This window comes from Streptomyces sp. NPDC101227 (assembly GCF_044767545.1).
GTDB lineage: Bacteria > Actinomycetota > Actinomycetes > Streptomycetales > Streptomycetaceae > Streptomyces.
Genome location: NZ_JBIWOD010000033.1, coordinates 1 through 15,582 on the forward strand (window position 1 = coordinate 1; position 15,582 = coordinate 15,582).

Here is a 15,582-nt window from a genome sequence, read left to right on the forward strand (position 1 = left end):
CGCGCGTCCTCCTCCGGAGGAACGACGCACGACCCTACGGGTCGTAAAGACGCAACCCCCTCCGGGGGTTAAACAATTCCTCCGGAATTGTTTTGTGAATTCCTCCGGAATTCACCGCGAATAGTTTTCGCTGGGTTCTGCTTGATTTGGCGGGTGCAGGTAAGTCCTGGTGATGCTTCAAGATGGCTAACTGCTGGGAGGGGTGGCGGTGTGTTCATTTCTGATGGGGACTGGAGCAAAAGGTGACGGGCTGACAGGTTCTGACATTCCATCATCAGGTTTTCCCAGGGTACCCGCATCACGGGAACTCGCATGTCCGACTCTACCAGCAACCACCCTTTCGAATCGACCTTGCACAACCTGCTGCATCACTCCGTGATGCAGGGGTAGAGTCTGTGAAACCACGGCACCACCCCCGGGGCCGGCGGCCCCGGGAATTCCTCATGAGGAAGGGGTCAACCAATGCCGGAAGAAAAGGTCATCGAATCCCACCCTCGGTCATCCGGAGACGCCTTGAGCTTCGAAATGGGCTTTGCGGTGCAGGAGGAAATCCATCGTGAGGTATTCGGGCTGACGGTGGAGCAGATCAATGAGCGTCTGGCGGCCGCGGGCGGACTGGCGGGCCCCGAGGACGAGCCAGGACCGCTCAGCACGGAGGAGCGACTGGCGGCAGTCCGGCGGAACGAACTGGGGCGCATCGCGGCCCTGATGGCCGGCGCGGGGTGGCAGACCTACTCCCCCGATGGTGACCCCTCGGTGCCCCGCTGGCACCAGGAGCGGCTGGCGCATTGGGAGCGTGAGACGGGTGAAGCGGGGCCGGCCCCGGAGCTGATCCGGTACCGGGTCGTGGCGCAGCGGACTGATCCGGCGCACCCTGGCGCTGTTGTGACGGCCAGCTACGTCTGCGGTCGGTCGGTCGAGGATGGCGTTGGCAAGGTGCGGCGGGTGTTGGAGCGGCCGGATGGCTTGTACGGGGACTGCGGCGTGTACCGGGTGGTGCAGGTGACCGAGGAGAGCCTGTCCGTTGAGATGCGTCAGCAGGAGGAGGCGCGCCGGCGGTACCTCATCACCATCCTGGAGGCTGCCCTCGCCGCTGTGCGCGGCCGTGAGCCGGACGCCCCGGATGGGGAGTTGCTGAGTGTCTGGGGATTTGCTGAGTGGCCTGGATGACTTCTTCACTCGCGCCGTGGTCTTCCCTGACCCGCTGGGCGGTGGTGTCCGGCCCCGGCCTTACCAGGCCACGTTCGGCTGGACTGGCGAGCCGCCCGGGATTCGGCATGCCAGCGACCCTGGCCGGGCCCTGGCCGAGTTCCTCCTGGCCTACCTCGACCACCACGGCCTGGGTCTAGGGGAGGTCAGCCGGTGATCTGGAGCAGCGAGGATCTCGCCCGGGAGGTGGTGCGGCGGCAGGCCGCGGGAATGCCGGCGGCGCGGGTGGCCAAGGCGGTTGCCCAGGCGGCTGTGCGGGAGCGGGAGACGGCCGAGGAGTTGCGGTCTCCTGGGCCGGTGGAGCGTGGTCTGGTTGTGTCGGATCTGGAGGAGCTCGCCGGGATGTGGGCGGCGCGGCATGTGGAGTGGCGGCGTGTGCAGGTGCTGATGGAGGCGTCGGGCTGGGCGGTGTACGAGCCGGAGCTGGACAGTGTCGGGTCGGCGTGGGCGGCGGAGCGGGTGGCTCGGCGGGTGCAGGCGATTGTCGCGCATGCCGCGCGTCTGGAGCGGCGGCGTGAGGCCGTGGACGAGGTGCGGATGGGGGTCTGGTTGCCGGCGGGTGCGGGCCGGTTGCTGCGGCAGGCCGCGGCCCGTGCGGGGCTGACGCCACAGGAGGTGCTCGCGCAGCTGGCGGCGCGGCGGGTGGTCGACGAAGGCGGTGCGGTGTCCGTCGAGGCGTTTGTGCCGTCGCTCTGATCTTCGTGGAATTGCGGATTCGTTGAATTGCTGGATTGTGGAAATGGAGGAGTCAGGAAATGGGAAGCAAGATGGGTGAGATTCCGCTTTTCCCGCATCAGGTGGAGTGTGTGGATGCGATTATCCGGGGTCTTTCGGGGCCGGTGGACGGGGTTCTGCCTGCCCGGGGGCTACGGGGGCAGGTGGTGTCGGCGACTGGGTCGGGCAAGACGATCTCGGCGGCGACGGCGGCGTTGCGGATGGTGCCGCGGGGGCTGGTGGGGGTGTTGGTGCCGACGCTGGATCTGCTGACGCAGACGGTGGAGGCGTGGCGGGCGGTGGGGCACAGGGGTCCTGCGGTGGCGGTGTGTTCGTTGGGGGCTGACCCGCTGCTGGAGGCGTTGGATGTGCGGTGCACGACGAATCCGACGCAGCTGGCGTTGTGGGCCGGGAGCGGGCCGATGGTGGTGTTCGCCACGTATGCGTCGCTGGTGCCGCAGGGCCTGGAGGACGACCAGGACGCCGCTCAGGCCGGCGACGAGGAAGGCGTCGGCACCGAGGGGCGGTCGGGGGCGCCGGGGGTGCTGGAGCAGGCGCTGCGCGGCTCGTATGGTCAGAAGATGGGTGCTTTTGACCTGGTGGTGGTGGATGAGGCGCACCGGACAAGTGGTGCAATTGGTAAGGCATGGGCGGCAGTTCACGACCAGGAGCGCATCCCCGCGGCGCGGCGGCTGTATATGACGGCCACACCACGGCTGTGGGCGCCCGCAACGGCACCCGCCGGGGCGTCTGGGGTATCGGGCGGGGAGGGTGCTCGCAGCGGCTCTGAAGGCGATTCAGAGGCGTTGGGTGGGCGGTTGGTGGCGTCGATGGATGATCTTGATTTGTACGGGCCCGTGCTCCACGAGTTCGGGCTGATGGAGGCGGTGGAACGCGGCGTCCTTGCCTCGTTCGAGGTGGATGTGCTGGAGATCCGCGACCCCGAGGCCCCGGGCGAGGATGCTGCCCCGGAGGAGGTGCGGGGCCGACGGCTTGCCGCCTTGCAGGCAGCGCTGCTCAGGCACGCAGACACCACCGGGGCGCGGAACCTGATGACGTTCCACTGGCGCACGCTCGAGGCGATGGCGTTCGCGCGTGCGTTGCCGGAGACAGCCGCGGAACTGCACGAGACCGGCCCGGCGGTGTATCCGAAGCGGGTGGGGGCGGAGTGGCTGTGCGGGGAGCACTCGGCGGCGCACCGGCGGGTGGTGCTGGACCGGTTCGCCAACGGCCTGGACGCCGAAGGCTGGGTTACCGACCTGGGGATCCTGGCGTCCTGCCAGGTGCTGGGCGAAGGGGTCGACATCCGCGGCAAGCGCGGCGTTGATGGCGTCGTGTTCGCCGACACCCGTAGTTCGCCGGTGCAGATCGTGCAGATCACCGGCCGCGGGCTGCGCCAGGCGCCGGGTGAGGGGAAGGTGGCGCGGCTGGTCGTGCCGGTCTTCCTGCAGGCCGGGGAGGACCCCGAAGACATGATGGCCTCCGCCTCCTACCGGCCCCTGGTGGCCGTTTTGCAGGGGCTGCGTGCACACGATTCCCGGCTCATCGAGCGCATGGTCCTGCGCACCGCCACATCCCGCGGCAAGGCCACCTCGGTGGTGGCCCTGGATCCCGGGCGTGAGGAGGACGAAGAGGGGCAGCCCGAGGGGGGGCAGCCGGCCGGCGGCGACGGCGACGTCGGCGGCGACGTCGAGGGGGGTGAGGGGCAGGGCGTCGAGGAGCAGGGCGAGGCCGTGGCCGCCGTCGGTGACGATCGGCGGCCCGCCGGCGGCACGGACGAGGAGGACCAGGAGGGAGGCGAGGACGGGCGCGGGGTTGTGCCGTTGCTGCGGTTCTCCCTGCCGCGCAACCCCCACGTCATCGCCGCCTTCCTGCGCACCCGGGTGCTGCGGCCGGACAGTGAGGTGTGGCTGTCCGGCCTCAACGCCCTACGCAGGTGGGTGGAGGCCGAAGGTCATGCCCAGGTGCCGATGGACACCGTCGTGCCGATCGGCACAACCGAAAGCAACGGCGACGGCGGCAACGGCGGCACCTACGCGCTGGGAGCATGGGTCAGCGAACAGCGCCGTGCCTTCCGCGCCGGGACGCTCAAGGCCTGGCGGGCAGAGTTGCTGGACGAGCTGGGCATGGTCTGGTCGGTCGCCGACGCCCGCTTCTACAAAAACCTCGCCACCGCCCGGAACTACTTCGCCGTGCACCGGACTCTGGCCGCGCCGAAGGACGCGGTGATCGACGGGGTCGCGGTGGGCCAGTGGCTGGCGAATCTCCGGAAGACCGGCGGGCTGGGCAAAGACATCGAACGCGCGGCCCAGCGGCGCCAGGCGCTGGAGCGGATCGACCCGTACTGGAACCCGCCGTGGCCGGTCGCTTGGCAGCAACGCTACGCCGCACTCGCCGCGGTCCTGGCCGACGGCGCAACGCTCGCGGAGATCCTTCCTGGCGTGACCGTTGGCGGTCAGGACATCGGCGCCTGGCTGCACACACAGCGGCAGGGGTGGGAGCAGCTGAGCGACGGACAGCGCGAGCGCCTGGCCGAACTCGGCGCCGAACCGCTGCCCACCACCGAGGTGCAGGCCCCGGCCAAGACCGTGAAGGTCAGGAAGGCCGGCTCCGCAGCCTTCGAACGAGGTATTGCGGCGCTGGCCCAATACATCGCCCGCGAGGGCCATCACCGCGTGCCCAGGGCTCACGCAGAGGAGATCACGGTCGAGGGCGAGGCAGAACCAGTGTCTGTGAGGCTGGGGGTCTTCATGAGCAACACCAAGAGCCGCCGCAACAAGCTCAGCGAGGCCCAGCGGGTAGTGCTCGCCGAACTCGGACTGGAATGGGCGGCATAGCGGACACCAGAACGGATGCGGCGGCGGCCCCGGTGCGGATGGTGCACCAGGGCCGCTGCTGTGTGCGCGGGGGACGCTACAACCTCCCAACGATGAAGCACCCAGAACGCAACGCAAGGTACCTATCCGCGTCACTGTTCGGGGCCGCGTGCGGGCGCCAGATCACGGTGAGGAACCCAGGCCGCCCACGGATCGGTGCGCCGCAGCCTTGGCCGCGCATGACCGGAGTGAGTACTTCTACGGATGGCCGGCCAACACCAGGACCAGCAGGATGACTCCATGAGTGAACACGACGGTCGCCCCGCTGCTGGAGCCCAACCCGCCCGCGACCACCGGAGGGCGGAGACGGTGATGAAGACCATCCTCGTCGTGGCAGCTCTCACGGGTGCGATCGTGTTGCTCCCCATGATTTTCGTCATCGCCGTATTCGCCATGGGCAACTGACCGCATCCGTCCAGAGGACGTCGGCGTCGTCCTACCGGCCCCGGAGCAGCGCTAGGACGACGATCCGCCCGCCACGCCCCAGCCACTCAGAAAGTCGGCCAGGGCGCGGCGCTGTTCTTCCTCGCGGGCAAGCTGCCGGGCGAGCACCTGGCGGTCGACGTACGGGGCGACGGCGGCAAGGACCAGGCGCTGCAGCTCCTCCGGTTCGAGGGCCTCTACCTCCCACTGGACAGGGCGCTGGGATACGGGCGATGTCGCGTCATGTTTCGGTAGTACCGTCGGGCACGACGTACCCCCAGGGCGCAAACAGCGTCAACCGAGGGCGCTTTGGGATCGGACAGGAGCCACTCGACTCAAACGGGCACAGGTATGGAGTCTCCTGTCGCACAGCCCGCATTGAACACCCTCACCTCAGCAGTCGCAGGCCGACTCGCCCCTCGAAGCACCACCAAACAACCCAACCGAGACAACACGCTCTTTGAGCTTGTCGTTTAACCGAAGGCGTTCGGCGGGGACGCGGCAACGGTGACCTGGGCGGTCCAGGACCCGGGTTCCCAGGGCGGATCCCAGGTCACGTCGACGCGTAGTTCGTGAAAGTCGTACGCGAGTCCCACGACCATGGCCGCCGCGGCGGCCCGTGCCTCGGCTGGGCCGGCGTTGACCGGAATGTCGGTGAGGAGCCCACAGTGCATCCCACCTTCCACGGTGAGAACACTGTGGCGCCAGCCTTCCGGCGTCGCGAGCAGGACGATGCCCTTCGGCATGCCGAAGGGAGGTCGGCTCTTCTCCCGCTTTCGTCTCACCCCTCGTCGGCTTCCTGACGGTTCAGGCAGGCGGGGCTTCAGGTGCCGCGGCGGGGCTTGGTGCCGACTTTGTGGTGGGCGGGACGGCTGAACGCCTCACCGGCGGCGAGGACCCGCCCGACACCCTGCCCACCGTCCGCTTCGCCTCCATCACCACCCCAACCCGGCGGCACGAGCTCTAGTTACAGGCGCCGTGCTCGCGGGCCCGGTTTCCCGCGCTATCAGGTCGACGGTCGGTTCTGACTGCGGTAGGACTTCGATCTGGCCGGTGGTGTGCCGGACCGAGGCGCCGCTGTAGATGCGGGTGAGGGCCTGGATGTCGTCGGTGGTCAGTTGCCGCAGGGTCACCATGCGGCAGTCGGCTCCTTTGCGGTGGGGTACGTCTGGCTGTCTGAGGTATCGGCCCTCTATGCGCGGGCGGTCAGCGCGTCGCGCAGGATGCTGCCGTACGTCGTCATACCTGCCCAACAAGCACCCCTGCGGCAGGCTTCACGGGTTACGGAACCGCCGGAGCGGCTTCTGTGAGCCGGTCCAGCCGCGGCTGGCGATTGACGCGGGTTGGCGGTCCGGACCCCCGTCACCCAAGGCACGCGAGACTGCGGGCATACATTGCCATCATGCAAACCGTAGTGATCAATTCCCAAGGGACCTTCCAGTTGGAGCAGCGTCCAGAGCCGGTTGCGGGGCCGGGGGCCGTGGTGGTCCGGGTGCGGGCCGCTGGACTCAACGCCGCTGACTTACAGCAGGCACGGGGGGATTACCCGGCGCCAACGGGATGGCCATCGGACGTTCCCGGCTTGGAGGTCGCAGGCGAGGTTGAGCGGGTCGAACCCGGCGTCATAGGGGTTGGGCCCGGGGACCGGGTGATGGCACTGGTCGGCGGCGGCGGCCACGCCGAGCGGATCACGGTTCCCGCCGATCTTCTACTGCCCGTGCCAGAGGGCCTGCCATGGGAGGAGGCTGCCGGTTTCCCGGAGGCGTTCAGCACCGCCTGGGACGCCCTGGTCACCCAGGCCGGGGTCCGCGCCGGCGACCGGGTACTTGTCAGTGGCGCGGCGGGCGGGGTGGGCACGGCCATGGTGCAGGTCGCCACGATCTCCGGGGCGCACACCGTGGCCAGCGTGCGTCGGCCCGAACTCCATAACCATGTGAAGGCACTCGCCCCGGATGGCCGGGTGGACGTCGTGACTCCCGGCCAGGAAGCCGCGCACGCGCCCTACGACGTGATCGTGGAGCTGGTCGGCGGCGAGGACTGCCTGCAGCGGGTCGCTCTGCTCCGCAGCCGGGGCAAAGTCCTCGTCGTCGGAGTCCAGGCCGGCACCACGGCGCCGCTGCGGATGTTCGATCTGATGCTCGCGCGTGCCCAATTGATCGGCACCACCATCCGCGGGCGCTCACACGCCGAGAAGGTGCTCCTCGCCGCCACCGTGCGGACGTCCGTGGTGCCCCTGCTGGCGCAGGGGCGGTTACGGGTACCCGTCGACGCGGCCTTCCCGGTCGACAGATTCGCTGACGCCTACGCCCGCCTGGCAGGCCCGGGCAAGTTCGGCAAGGTCGTCCTGCTGCCCTGACGATCTCACTTCATCTCCGGCCGCCGCGGCGGTGAGCCAGTCGGCAGCTTCGGCGTCGGTCATGACCAGCGCCTGCGTCAGGTGGGCGGCGGCGTGCTGGTGAGCGCGGACAACGGTGGAGTCGACCGCGACGACCCGGTCGAGGTCGCCTTCGGTGTCGGCTCAGGCGAGCAGAGCGGTGAAGACCTTCTCCCCGGTGCCGTCGGCGGCCCACTCCCGCAGCCGGTTGTGGACGCCTTCCCAGGACCCGAAGTGCTCAGGCAGGTCTATCCACGGTGTGCCGGTGCGGTACTTGAACGCGATCGCGTCGATCACCTGCCGGTGATCACGCCATCGCCCTCCCCCCTCGGAGTCCGGTCCGGCAGCAACGGCTCGATCCTCGCCCACTGGGCGTCAGCCAACGACACACATCAACCAATGATCAGATGATCCGAAGGGGACGTCCTGGGCCCCTCAGCCGGTGAGTTGCTGTACCAGCTCGATGGCCGCGGAAGCCACCAGCTCCAGAGGCTCTCCGAGCTCGTGGGCGTCCAGGTTCCGCAGAGGAAGCGTGTGTCGCAGCGTCAAATAGTCGGAGGCGATGACGGCTCCGCCAACTGCGGTGGTCTCCGCCAGTTGCTCGAGCACCTGCGCGAGGTCAACTCCCTTGGCCAAGAAACACGGCGCTTTGACGGAAGCCCACTCCTCCTCGCCCACGGCCTCCCGGGTCACAATGACGATCTGGGTCTCCCCGTCCTTCACGTCGACGTCGATCTGGATCTCGTCGACGCCCTCCGAGATGGTCCGGTAGGTCTGCTTGATGTATACGACAACGTCTTCCCAGGCTGCCATGTGGTCCCTTCCTCCATCTGACGGGAAGATCAAGCTAGCCAAATGCAGCCGCTGAGAGGTCCGGATCCGTACACCGGACTCGAGGTCGCGCAGGGTCACCATGCGGCGCCCAGCTCCTTTGCGGTGGGTACGTCTGGCTGTCTCAGGTGCCCACCCTCTGTGCACGGGCGGTCAGCGCGTCGCACAGGATGCTGTCGGGCGTACGCGCCATGCGCACCAGTTCCCGGATCACTTCAGCCTTGTCCCAGCGGATGCCGGTCTGCTTCCTCAGCTCCAGGATCCATCGCTCGATCTCCAGGGACTCGCTCGGGTCGAAACGGACTGTCGTCGGGATGGCGCCGTCTGCTCACGCCGCGGCACACGACGCCGCAGGCCCGGCAAATTGCACGGGGACAAGGGATACGACTACCGGCATCTGCGGCAGTGGCAGTGGCAGCACGACGGAGCGCCGATGCAGCTGCACCCCGGGGACATCGGCTGGAACTACCAGTTCGGAACGGCCGAGACGGCCGCGGTGGTCCAGACCCCGTCCCGGCACAGGCAGCCCGGCCAAGCATCGCCACCTACCAACAATCACTGAGCATGAGCAACGCGCAGCGAAGATGACACAACCTGATCTCCCCACCCGCAAACTGACAAACCCGCAGATCGCCACCCAACCCAAGAACCCCACCCACGACCATCACGACCACAGGGCACACCACCACAGCCTGACCACAGCCACACACCAAACTGATCAGCCCAGGCCAGACCAACAACCACCGATCACCAAAACCCCGCATGGACGGCAGTACTCGCCGACCTCGGGCCTCGCCATGAACTTCCTCCCGCTGGAGCCGGTGCGGTACGTGCGACCGACCGACGATCTCATTACCCCCGTGGCGAGTTTCTCCAACCGCGACCGGCGGGAGAAATGGTTTTCGGCTTCGCGGACACCAGGCGGCGGTAGCAAATGAGGGCACAGGCGATGGCGGTGAAGGCCAGGAAGTGTTCGGCCTTGCGCTCGTAGCGGCGGTGGAGTCGTCGGCAGCGGGCGAGCCAGGCCATGGTGTGTTCGATGGTCCAGCGATGACAACCCAGTCGCTGGGAAGTCTCCCACGCGGTGGTTGATCAACGCGGGGTCAGCGAGTCCAGGAGTTCACGACCGTGCTGCCACGAGCCCAGGCCGCTGGCGGAGTTGATGTGGCCGCATGCGCCCGCCAGGTTCCATCGTGCCTGCCACCGCGCCGCGAAGCCGGCGGCTGCCTCGGGGGTGCAGTACGGGTCGTTGGCGCTGCCCACCACCAGGGCCGGGCACAGCAACGGTTGCGCCGACACTTCGGTGAACGTCGCGGCCGCCTGGCGTGGGAACGCCGGCCCGCCGGGGTCGGGCGGCGCGACCAGGAACGCGCCGCCTGTCGGGCTTGAGGGGCTCTTGTTCAGCCAGGCGGATGCCGCCCAGCAGCCCAGGCTGTGGGCTACCAGCACAACAGGGCCTTCCTGCCGGGAAGCTTCGTCGTATGCCTCCTGGACAGCGTCGACCCAGTCTTCGAGGTCAGGGGTGCACCACGAGGCAGGGGAGATCCTCACCGCCGAGGTGCCCCACTGCCGCTCCCACGAAGTCTGCCAGTGCTGTCCGTCCGAGCCATCGATACCCGGGATGATGACGTACGCGACCACTGCCCACCACCATTTCACTCGTCTCTCCCTACGATCACGGGAGCACCCGGCGCAGATTCTGTTGGATGCATCAGGGCGGCGGCAGTGGCACAAGTGATCTCAAAGAAAATGGTGCGGACAACGATGGAATCACTCGACCGGATAGACCGGGACATGCTCGCCTTGCTCCAGACCGAGGGCCGGCTGACCGGCGCGGAAGTTGGGCGCCGCGTCGGACTCTCGCAGCCCGCGGCCAGCGCGCGCATCCAGCGGTTGGAGAAGAACGGGGTCATCACCGGCTACCGAGCGACAGTCGACCCGGCAGCCCTCGGTCTGAACATTCACGCGGTTATCCGGCTGCGCACCACGCACGCCCAACTCTCACACGCGCTGGACTTCGCCTCCCGGACTCCTGAGGTCGCCTCCACTCTCAGAGTCACCGGGGAAGACTGCCTCATCTTCGACGTCTACTGTCCGCAGGCAGGACGACTCGAAGAAGTCGTCGACGCACTTGCCCGTTACGGCCCTGTCACCACATCCCTCGTGCTCCGCTCCTACCCCCAGAAGCCGCTGACCGACGCCACGTCAACAACGTCATGACCCGCAACATCTAAGCGGGCTGACACCGAGCTGGTGCTGAGCCGCCTGGCGACACTGCATGCCGCGATGTACGAGGGCCTGCGAAGGTCAAAGAGCAGCTCGCCGAACAAAGTGAGACCGTCGGCTGACCCGGCCGTGACCGGCTTGGGAGTGGGGCGTTGTGCCGGGCAGCGCGTGCATGAACATCCGTCCCCCGCGGGTGCACGTGTGAGGCCCCACACTGGCGCAGCAGCGCGGTGTGGGGCCTCAACGGCCCGGTGGGGATCAGCCGCGCTGGATGGCTTGGAGCTCCTCGAGTGTCAGCTCCAGGTGGCGGGCTTTGGGCTTGCTCTCCACCCACGTCAGGATCTGCTGATCGACTGTCCTTATCGAGTACGGGGGGCCTCCGGCGGTGGTGTCCTTGCCGTTCGAGGCGATGAGCTTGGTGAGGTAGTCGGCTAGGGCGGTGGGCCCGCCCCCGGTCCGCCCGAAGCCGTAACCGCATCCCTCCTCCTGCGGCAGCAACGACAGTGCCCCGTCGGCGGTTCTGGCCCAGAACAGGCCATTTTCCCCGTCGATGATCAGGGAGGCGAAGACGTCGTCGGGGCGCAGGTCCAAGGGCGTGTACGTGGTGTAGGTCCAGTTGTCGGTGTCACCGCCGACGGTTCGATAGTGCTCGCCGACGACTGGGAGCCCGAACTGCGGGTCGTACGAGGTGCGGTAGCACGCGCAGTTCGACCTGAGCGCGGCCGGGGAGCTGTCTGTGTCCCTCGTCCACACACGGCTGGAACAGCTTCGGCATCATCATACTGTCCACCAGTGTGGTGTGCAGTGCGCTCGGGACGCACCGCTGGTGTCGACGGTCACGCAATTCCCCACCTGGGGCGGATTGAGCGTCGCGAAATTCCCCAACCCGCGGTCACCCTTCCCCATAAGGATCGCGAAGGGGCGCTCGGGCGACCCCGGAGTCGGCCACCTACGATCCGTGCAGCCAGATCCGCAGCGGACCCATGGGTTCGAAGCCATGGCGGATGGCGGCCACCAGGTCATCGGCCTGCTCGTAGCCGACCACAGTCAGGGTGGGGAACAGCCAGTTCACCGCGTCCAGTACGCCCGGCCAGGCCGTGTCAGGGCCTCCGTCCAGAGCGAACACATTGGAGATTCCGACCACGTGATCGCTGCGGCTTGCCACCCCTCCGGCGACCACTCGGCCGTCGGCAGACTGTCCGGCGAGCACGAAGGTGGCCGGGTCGTCGAGCAATTCGGGCCGGAAGAGATCCGCGTTACCGTCCTCGTTGTCCCAGGCGAGCGCCCAGGCACGCAGCATATCCGGGTCGCCCACCATGTCCCAGGCAAGATCCGACGTGAGGGCGGGCGCACTCGCCGGGCGGTGGATCCACTGCGCCTCGAACAACACCTGGAAGCCAGCCTCCGTCAGGTCGAGGTCGGCGAAGCTGTCCTTGACGGAGGCGTCGGGTGCGGCGGTGTCGATCTGGGCCGCCAGTGCGACCCAGTCGGCGCCCGGCACCAGCGTTACCGCGTCGGGGTAGTAGAGCGGAGTGCGAGCCGGAGCGGCCCAGAATTGCGCTCCGAACTCGCTCACCAAGCCGTGCGATCGGCTCATCGCTGCGCACCACTCGGCGTTGTTGCGAGCGGCGGCCCGGACCAAGAACTGCTTCGACGTCGTCACGAGTACGGATCATGACGTGTCCGGCCCGGACCGCCGAACGGTTTTTCGCCACTCGCAGGAAGGATGCTCCGCCCAAAGCCCGTCGGCCGGCCCCTGGGTGCCTCCACGACCTGCGCGACCGCCTCGCCGGCGCTGGGGACAGCGGCGCAGCGGCGGTGGCATGCGTCGCGGCCGGCACCTCCGTTCACGCCGACGGTGGCACTGCGGCCGGGTGAGCTGGTGATGCTGGACAGCACTCCGCTGGATGTACTGGCGGTGCTGGACGATGGTGTGATCGGCCGTCTTGAGGATGATGCGGACAGCCTGAATGCTGTTGCGCCGGGACGCGCCGAAAGCTGCCCGCTCGCCACCGGCTATCCCGAGGCTTCACCTGAGTGCAGCGGACGGATGGGGCCGGTGACCGTGAACCGCAGGGGCACGCCGTCTACGGTCACCGGCTCCTGGGGAAGGTCAGTGCTCGACTGCAGATACACGGTGATGACGTATGCGGTGCCGGGCGAGACCGCCTGTCCGATCCCGACTCCGACGGCCCGATAGGTCGCCAAGATGTGCGCTTTGCGCCGGTCCAGGACGCGGCGGACGTGGTCAAGGGAGTTCGGCTCGCTCATGAGGGGCTCTCTGGCCTGGCCTGCGACGGACTTGCGGACCTCGGCTTCCGAGCGTACCGGCCATCCTGTCGTGCTGCCCGGATGGTGGCGACGTGGCGGACGAGCGAGGCCGTCACCAACACGGCCGATCAAAAGAAGTCGCGAAATCTGCTGAATAGCATGCTTTGAGGTGGTAGCAGCGGGCAGCAACGAGAGAAGACCCGTCGTGGACGAGCGTTATGCAAAAGCCCGGTCCTTGTCCCAGGCCGTGAAGACGGCGTACTGGCCCGCCTACGGGCAAGACCCCAACATCATGGGCATGGCCTTCGGGCAGCGCATCACCGACGGGCAGCGGACCGACGAACCAGCCGTCTTGATCTACGTAGCCCGGAAGATCCCCTCTCGGTTTCTCCCTCCGTCCCGTGAGCTGCCCCAGCGCCTGCCTGTGGGAGGGGACCACATCGAGGTCGACGTGGTGGAGACCGGGCCCATCTATCCGCTGGCGTTCGCGGACCGCACCCGGCCGGCACCCTCCGGGATCAGCATCGGCCACACCCTCGTCACCGCAGGGACCCTGGGATGCCTGGTACGGGACAACACCGACTCAAGCCTGTGCATCCTCAGTAACAACCACGTCCTGGCCAACGAGAACGCGGCCACGCCCGGCGACGCAATCGTCCAGCCGGGTGCTTACGACGGCGGCACCGCGCCCGGCGACACCATCGCCACGCTCAAGCGTTTCATCACCATCGGCATGTCCGGCAACACAGTCGATGCCGCCATCGCCCAGGTGACGAACCCGAGCAATGTCGTGGACCAGGTGATGAACAACCTGATGCCCGTCGCGAGCCCTAACCACCCGGCCGTGGGCCTGCTCTTCGCCGGCAGCTGCAACCGTACGTTCTTCAACCCGATCCAGGACGTCCTGACGAAGCTCAACGTCGCCTTCCCCGCCGGCGCCGGCTCGACCGCCACCGCCCAGCTCGGGATGAACGTCGAGAAGGTCGGGCGCACCACCGAGTACACCACCTCGACCGTCCAGGAAATCGACGCGACCACGAAGGTCAGTTACGACTTCGGCCAAGCGACGTTCGACGGCCAGATCGCCACCGCATGGCTCAGCGACGGCGGGGACTCGGGATCCCTCGTCTGCCAGGGCGGTGCGGGCGGCAACGAGGACCATTGCGGCAGCTGCTTCTTCATCTCCATGGCGTCCAGCATCCTCGGTGAGGACCTTTCCGTTCACCAGCAACTGGAGAAGGAATTCCGGGAGCGGTACGTCAGCCAGACCCGCGCCGGCAAATACCTGATCGACGTGTTCTTCTACAACCAGGAACGGTTGGTGAACCGGGCGCGGCAGGCCCGGCCGAGCGAAGAGGACCGGGCCCGTGCGCGCAGTCTGTACGACCGCTACTCCGAGCTGATCACACGGATCATGGCCCGGCCCTACGCCGATGACACCCGCCTGTCGGCCGAGCATCTCACCGAAGCACGGCAGGCCCTGGAACTCGCCAAGAAGTACATGACCACAGAGGAAGCCGAGGTCGCGGAAGGATTCTTCGACCTCGTCAGGCGAGCCCAGGGACTCAAGCCAGGCGAGATCCTCCAGGCGCTCAACAACCCGGGGGTGTACAACCGGGTGAAACAGCTGATCTCCCAGATCGACTTCCTCCAAGAGCCCGGACCGTGACCACCAGCCAGACCACCGGCGAGGACTGGCTCACCTGTGCACGCACCCGGGCGGCTCTCGCCGGGCTCGAAAGCACCCTGCGCGAGGCGACCGCCGCGGACGACGCACTGCTGCGCGTGATGGCCGGACACCTGTTGCAGCGAGGCGGCAAACGGCTCAGACCGGCCCTGCTGCTGCTGTCCGCGTCCTATGGCTCGTACCAGCGAAATCGACTGCTGCGTGCAGCAGCGGCTCTGGAACTGGTGCACATCGCTTCCCTCTATCACGACGATGTGATGGACCGGGCATCCACACGGCGCCACGGGCTGAGCGTGAATGCCTGCTGGGGCAACGAACTGGCCGCTCTCACTGGCACCTACCTGTTCGCCCGGGCGAACGACCTGCTGGTGACCTTGGGCAATGAGTCCCATCACGTCGCGGCCCAGGCCTTCTTGGAGCTGTGCACCGGACAACTCCAGGAAGTGGAGAACGTCTACAACACCGACCTCACCGAAGCGGCGCACCTGGAGATTCTCGCGCGTAAGACCGCCACGCTGTTCGAGCTGCCCTGTACGTTGGGTGCCCTCCTGAGCAAGGCTCCACGGCGGTATGCGACCGCGCTCCAGGCCTACGGACAGGACCTCGGCCTGGCGTTTCAGCTCACCGACGACGTGCTGGACCTGCCGGGGCGAGGCCACGGGTCAGGCAAGTCAGCCGGCACCGACGTCCGCGAGGGCGTCTACTGCCTGGCGGTATTGCGTGCCGTAGGCACCGGAGGTGTCATCGCCGCGAGACTCAAAAGCCTGCTCGGCCGGGAGGACATGACCGCAGAGCAGGTGGCCGAGGTGTACCGGCTGGTGGAAACCGCCGACGCCGGCTCAGCAGTACTCGAGGTGGCCCGCTCCTACGCTATGAGGGCTCTTGAGGCGCTCCAAGTCCTCCCCGAGGGCCCACCACGCCAGTCCTTGGAGAACCTGGCCCGGCACGTCCTCATCAGATCGAGCTGACGG

Annotated in this window: 18 protein-coding genes and 1 pseudogene; 10 read left to right on the forward strand and 9 right to left on the reverse strand. The window is 67.7% G+C overall.

Annotated features, from left to right (window positions below; translation table 11 throughout):
* Positions 1-462: 462 nt before the first annotated feature.
* The 5 genes from ACIRPT_RS39795 (at position 463) to ACIRPT_RS39815 (ending at position 5,204) form a co-directional block, all read left to right on the forward strand.
* Positions 463-1,170: a hypothetical protein gene (locus ACIRPT_RS39795; RefSeq protein WP_403836604.1), complete on the forward strand. Its 708-nt coding sequence runs from the start codon at positions 463-465 to the stop codon at positions 1,168-1,170.
* Positions 1,171-1,186: 16 nt separating this feature from the next.
* Positions 1,187-1,366 carry a hypothetical protein gene (locus ACIRPT_RS39800; protein ID WP_403836606.1) on the forward strand — a complete coding sequence of 60 codons (180 nt, stop codon included), beginning with the start codon at positions 1,187-1,189 and terminating at the stop codon, positions 1,364-1,366.
* A complete protein-coding gene (locus ACIRPT_RS39805; protein WP_403836608.1) occupies positions 1,363-1,905 on the forward strand; it encodes a hypothetical protein in 543 nt (180 codons plus the stop codon). Before ACIRPT_RS39800 ends, ACIRPT_RS39805 begins: the two co-directional genes overlap by 4 nt.
* A gap of 59 nt (positions 1,906-1,964) precedes the next feature.
* Positions 1,965-4,760, forward strand: a complete 2,796-nt coding sequence (locus ACIRPT_RS39810) for a Helicase associated domain protein (RefSeq protein WP_403836610.1) — start codon at positions 1,965-1,967, stop codon at positions 4,758-4,760.
* A 279-nt stretch (positions 4,761-5,039) separates the two neighbouring features.
* A complete protein-coding gene (locus ACIRPT_RS39815; RefSeq protein ID WP_403836612.1) occupies positions 5,040-5,204 on the forward strand; it encodes a hypothetical protein in 165 nt (54 codons plus the stop codon).
* Positions 5,205-5,695: 491 nt separating this feature from the next.
* Here ACIRPT_RS39815 and ACIRPT_RS39820 read toward each other — a convergent pair whose 3' ends face one another.
* Both ACIRPT_RS39820 and ACIRPT_RS39825 read right to left on the reverse strand, forming a co-directional pair.
* Positions 5,696-6,007 (reverse strand): hypothetical protein, encoded by a 312-nt coding sequence (locus tag ACIRPT_RS39820; protein ID WP_403836614.1) that lies wholly within the window; start codon positions 6,005-6,007, stop codon positions 5,696-5,698.
* Positions 6,008-6,157: 150 nt separating this feature from the next.
* Entirely contained in the window at positions 6,158-6,358 is a 201-nt protein-coding gene (locus ACIRPT_RS39825; RefSeq protein WP_403836616.1) for a hypothetical protein, read from the reverse strand.
* Positions 6,359-6,624: 266 nt separating this feature from the next.
* Between ACIRPT_RS39825 and ACIRPT_RS39830 the strand changes: the two genes are divergently transcribed.
* Positions 6,625-7,578 carry an alcohol dehydrogenase catalytic domain-containing protein gene (locus tag ACIRPT_RS39830; protein ID WP_403836618.1) on the forward strand — a complete coding sequence of 318 codons (954 nt, stop codon included), beginning with the start codon at positions 6,625-6,627 and terminating at the stop codon, positions 7,576-7,578.
* Positions 7,579-7,740: 162 nt separating this feature from the next.
* Here ACIRPT_RS39830 and ACIRPT_RS39835 read toward each other — a convergent pair whose 3' ends face one another.
* Together ACIRPT_RS39835 and ACIRPT_RS39840 are read right to left on the reverse strand one after the other, a co-directional pair.
* Positions 7,741-7,965, reverse strand: coding sequence for a transposase (locus tag ACIRPT_RS39835; RefSeq protein ID WP_403836620.1), 225 nt, complete (start codon positions 7,963-7,965; stop codon positions 7,741-7,743).
* Positions 7,966-8,031: 66 nt separating this feature from the next.
* Positions 8,032-8,409: a hypothetical protein gene (locus tag ACIRPT_RS39840; RefSeq protein ID WP_403836622.1), complete on the reverse strand. Its 378-nt coding sequence runs from the start codon at positions 8,407-8,409 to the stop codon at positions 8,032-8,034.
* Positions 8,410-8,791: 382 nt separating this feature from the next.
* Here ACIRPT_RS39840 and ACIRPT_RS39845 point away from each other — a divergent pair, with 382 nt between their 5' ends.
* On the forward strand, positions 8,792-8,989 hold the full coding sequence (locus tag ACIRPT_RS39845) for a hypothetical protein (RefSeq protein ID WP_403836672.1): 198 nt from the start codon (positions 8,792-8,794) through the stop codon (positions 8,987-8,989).
* A 290-nt stretch (positions 8,990-9,279) separates the two neighbouring features.
* On the opposite strand, the pseudogene ACIRPT_RS39850 reads toward ACIRPT_RS39845, so the two are convergent.
* Together ACIRPT_RS39850 and ACIRPT_RS39855 are read right to left on the reverse strand one after the other, a co-directional pair.
* Positions 9,280-9,504: pseudogene (locus ACIRPT_RS39850) on the reverse strand (transposase); the annotation flags it as partial.
* A gap of 15 nt (positions 9,505-9,519) precedes the next feature.
* Positions 9,520-10,086 carry an RBBP9/YdeN family alpha/beta hydrolase gene (locus ACIRPT_RS39855; protein WP_403836624.1) on the reverse strand — a complete coding sequence of 189 codons (567 nt, stop codon included), beginning with the start codon at positions 10,084-10,086 and terminating at the stop codon, positions 9,520-9,522.
* 105 nt (positions 10,087-10,191) lie between these two features.
* Between ACIRPT_RS39855 and ACIRPT_RS39860 the strand changes: the two genes are divergently transcribed.
* Positions 10,192-10,647 carry an Lrp/AsnC family transcriptional regulator gene (locus ACIRPT_RS39860; RefSeq protein WP_403836670.1) on the forward strand — a complete coding sequence of 152 codons (456 nt, stop codon included), beginning with the start codon at positions 10,192-10,194 and terminating at the stop codon, positions 10,645-10,647.
* A gap of 264 nt (positions 10,648-10,911) precedes the next feature.
* On the opposite strand, the gene ACIRPT_RS39865 is transcribed toward ACIRPT_RS39860, so the two are convergent.
* The 3 genes from ACIRPT_RS39865 to ACIRPT_RS39875 form a co-directional block, all read right to left on the reverse strand.
* Positions 10,912-11,406, reverse strand: coding sequence for a hypothetical protein (locus ACIRPT_RS39865; RefSeq protein ID WP_403836626.1), 495 nt, complete (start codon positions 11,404-11,406; stop codon positions 10,912-10,914).
* A 196-nt stretch (positions 11,407-11,602) separates the two neighbouring features.
* A complete protein-coding gene (locus ACIRPT_RS39870) occupies positions 11,603-12,316 on the reverse strand; it encodes a hypothetical protein (protein ID WP_403836628.1) in 714 nt (237 codons plus the stop codon).
* A 353-nt stretch (positions 12,317-12,669) separates the two neighbouring features.
* Positions 12,670-12,924 carry a hypothetical protein gene (locus ACIRPT_RS39875; RefSeq protein ID WP_403836674.1) on the reverse strand — a complete coding sequence of 85 codons (255 nt, stop codon included), beginning with the start codon at positions 12,922-12,924 and terminating at the stop codon, positions 12,670-12,672.
* A 205-nt stretch (positions 12,925-13,129) separates the two neighbouring features.
* Between ACIRPT_RS39875 and ACIRPT_RS39880 the strand changes: the two genes are divergently transcribed.
* Both ACIRPT_RS39880 and ACIRPT_RS39885 read left to right on the forward strand, forming a co-directional pair.
* Positions 13,130-14,593: a hypothetical protein gene (locus tag ACIRPT_RS39880; RefSeq protein WP_403836630.1), complete on the forward strand. Its 1,464-nt coding sequence runs from the start codon at positions 13,130-13,132 to the stop codon at positions 14,591-14,593.
* Positions 14,590-15,579, forward strand: coding sequence for a polyprenyl synthetase family protein (locus ACIRPT_RS39885; RefSeq protein ID WP_403836632.1), 990 nt, complete (start codon positions 14,590-14,592; stop codon positions 15,577-15,579). Before ACIRPT_RS39880 ends, ACIRPT_RS39885 begins: the two co-directional genes overlap by 4 nt.
* Positions 15,580-15,582: the final 3 nt, after the last annotated feature.

Excerpts from the sequence above, each read along its gene's own strand:
- ACIRPT_RS39795 (WP_403836604.1), top strand. The coding sequence starts at position 463 with ATGCCGGAAGAAAAGGTCATCGAATCCCACCCTCGGTCATCCGGAGAC.
- ACIRPT_RS39810 (WP_403836610.1), top strand. The coding sequence starts at position 1,965 with ATGGGAAGCAAGATGGGTGAGATTCCGCTTTTCCCGCATCAGGTGGAG.
- ACIRPT_RS39815 (WP_403836612.1), top strand. The coding sequence starts at position 5,040 with ATGAGTGAACACGACGGTCGCCCCGCTGCTGGAGCCCAACCCGCCCGC.
- ACIRPT_RS39825 (WP_403836616.1), bottom strand. The coding sequence starts at position 6,358 with ATGGTGACCCTGCGGCAACTGACCACCGACGACATCCAGGCCCTCACC.
- ACIRPT_RS39830 (WP_403836618.1), top strand. The coding sequence starts at position 6,625 with ATGCAAACCGTAGTGATCAATTCCCAAGGGACCTTCCAGTTGGAGCAG.
- ACIRPT_RS39840 (WP_403836622.1), bottom strand. The coding sequence starts at position 8,409 with ATGGCAGCCTGGGAAGACGTTGTCGTATACATCAAGCAGACCTACCGG.
- ACIRPT_RS39860 (WP_403836670.1), top strand. The coding sequence starts at position 10,192 with ATGGAATCACTCGACCGGATAGACCGGGACATGCTCGCCTTGCTCCAG.
- ACIRPT_RS39875 (WP_403836674.1), bottom strand. The coding sequence starts at position 12,924 with ATGAGCGAGCCGAACTCCCTTGACCACGTCCGCCGCGTCCTGGACCGG.